The 2,200-nt window shown below is 67.0% G+C and carries 3 protein-coding genes; 2 read left to right on the top strand and 1 reads right to left on the bottom strand.

Annotation, left to right across the window (positions count from 1 at the left end):
• Nucleotides 1-56: 56 nt before the first annotated feature.
• Nucleotides 57-857 carry an N-acyl homoserine lactonase family protein gene (locus ABD927_RS24470; RefSeq protein WP_345252502.1) on the bottom strand — a complete coding sequence of 267 codons (801 nt, stop codon included), beginning with the start codon at nucleotides 855-857 and terminating at the stop codon, nucleotides 57-59.
• Between the two features lie 304 nt (nucleotides 858-1,161).
• Between ABD927_RS24470 and ABD927_RS24465 the strand changes: the two genes are divergently transcribed.
• Nucleotides 1,162-1,941, top strand: coding sequence for an SDR family oxidoreductase (locus ABD927_RS24465; protein ID WP_345252501.1), 780 nt, complete (start codon nucleotides 1,162-1,164; stop codon nucleotides 1,939-1,941).
• Nucleotides 1,942-2,015: 74 nt separating this feature from the next.
• A partial coding sequence (locus tag ABD927_RS24460; RefSeq protein WP_486357924.1) for a carboxymuconolactone decarboxylase family protein occupies nucleotides 2,016-2,200 on the top strand: 185 nt, incomplete at its 3' end.

Genomic DNA, 2,200 nt, shown 5'->3' with positions numbered 1-2,200 from the left:
GCGAAGCGCGTAGGGGGGAGCCTCTACAGGGCGCGCGAAGCGCGTAGGGGTGGGTTTCAGACCGGCGGCAGGTCGAGCCGGACGATCCAGTCCTTGAATTCCGGGCCGGCCGGCGGGAAGCGCTTGAGCACCGCGGGGTCGTGGCCGGGAATGACGTGCTGCGGCGAGTCGGCCAGGCTGTAGGCCTTGCGATAGCCCTCCAGCATGTCGCCCACGTTGTAGACCGCCGGGAAGGGGCGGTGCTGCTCCATGTTGGCATACAGGTGCGAGGCGTCGGACGCCAGCACCACCCAGCCGCGCTGGGAATGCACCCGCACGATCTGCAGGCCGTTGGTGTGCCCGCCCACCAGGTGCACCGACAGGCCCGGCGCGATCTGCTCGTCGCCGTCGTGGAACTCGGCGCGGCCGGCGAACACCTTGTGCACCATCTCGGCCACGTCCTTGGCCTCGAACGGATGGTTCAGCGCCCCATGGCACATGCAGCGGCCGGTACAGTAGGCCATCTCGCGGTCCTGCAAGTGGTAGCGGGCGCGCGGGAACAGATGGCGGTTGCCGGCGTGGTCGTAGTGCATGTGGGTCAGGATGATGTCCTCGACCTTGTCGGTCTCGATGCCGATCGCGCGCAGGCCTTCTTCCACCGAATGGGTGATGACGCGGCCGCGCTTCTGCGCCTGTTCGTCGTCGAAGCCGGTGTCGACCACGAAGGTGCGCGACTCGCCCACCACCGCCCATACGAAGTAATCCAGCGGCATCGGAACATCGTGCGGATCGCCCCCGATGAAATTGTCCGCCGCCTTGCGGTTGTGGTAGGCGTACTTGATGGCGTAGATGCGATAGGTTTCGAGCGGGGCGTTCATCCGAGGGTTCTCCTCCGTAGGTTGAGCCGGCGTTGGACCGGCGTCGCAGGCGCAGGCTATTCTAGTTCCAGCGCCCGGACGGCGCCCGGCGTGCCGTGCTGCACTGCGGTGCGCCGGAGGTTGAGATAGCGCTATCATAACAAACCGTCCGGTTCGCCTCGGCGACGGGCCGGGCGTTGCGTTTCGCGTGTGTTAACGCTATCATGCGGCCCAGCCCGGTCGTGCCGCTGTGGCAGCCTGGGCACCGCGCTTCAACGGGAGACACGGCCCGGCTGGGCCGATCGAAAAATCAAAGGGAAATCGAATGAAGGGCAAGACCGCGCTTATCACCGGCTCCTCAGGCGGACTGGGCTATGCCGTGGCAGAAGGCCTGGCCGGCGCCGGCTGCAATATCGTCCTGCACGGGCTCGAGCCGGCCGCGGACATGGAATCGCAGCGCAGCGAGCTGGAGCGCCGGCATGGCGTCAAGGCGCTGTACCTGCAGGCCGACCTGGCCGATCCCGCCGCGATCGAATCGATGATCGGCCAGGCGCGCGACGGCCTGGGGCCGGTCGACATCCTGGTCAACAATGCCGTGGTCCGCAACTTCGGGCGGGTCGAGGAATTTCCGGTCGACGCCTGGAACATGGCGCTGGCCGTCAACCTGTCGGCCGCCTTCCACGCCATCCGCCTGACGCTGCCCGGCATGCGGCAGCGCGGCTGGGGCCGGATCTTCAACATGACTTCGGTGTACGGCTTTCGCGCCACGCCCAACCGGATCGACTACGTCACCACCAAGACCGCGCTGATCGGCATGACGCGCGCGGTGGCCCTGGAGAACGTGACCGGCGGCATCACCTGCAACGCCATCTGCCCGGGCGCCGTCTACACGCCTGGCAGCGAAGTGCGCGTCGAACGTATGATGGCCGAGCAGAACATCGACCGCGATACCGCGATGCGCCGTTTCATGGTCGGCAAGCAGCCCTCGGGTCGCTTCGTCGAGCCGCAGGACGTGGCCGCGATGGTCGTGTTCCTGTGCGGGCCCGCCAGCCGCGACATCACCGGCGCCGTGCTGCCGGTGGAGGGCGGATGGCTGGCATCATGACACCCGGCGGCCGCCGGCGATTGCGCCTGCGGCCCTGATCGCCACAACTTTCAAGCTTTCAAGGAGACTTTTCCATGGCCTTCAACAAAGAACTCTACGAGCAGGGACTCAAGGTCCGCCGCGCGGTCGTGGGCGACGCCTACGTCGACGCCTCGCTGAAGAACGCCGACGAATTCAGCCAGCCGATGCAGGAACTCGTCACCCAGTACTGCTGGGGCGACGTCTGGTCGCGTCCTGGCCTGGAGCGCCGCACCCGCAG

Origin of the sequence: Pigmentiphaga soli (genome assembly GCF_039541095.1) — a bacterium.
Classification (GTDB): Bacteria; Pseudomonadota; Gammaproteobacteria; order Burkholderiales; family Burkholderiaceae_B; genus Pigmentiphaga; species Pigmentiphaga soli.
The sequence above is the reverse complement of the archived record's forward strand: the minus strand, read 5'-3'. Positions and strand labels throughout refer to the sequence as shown.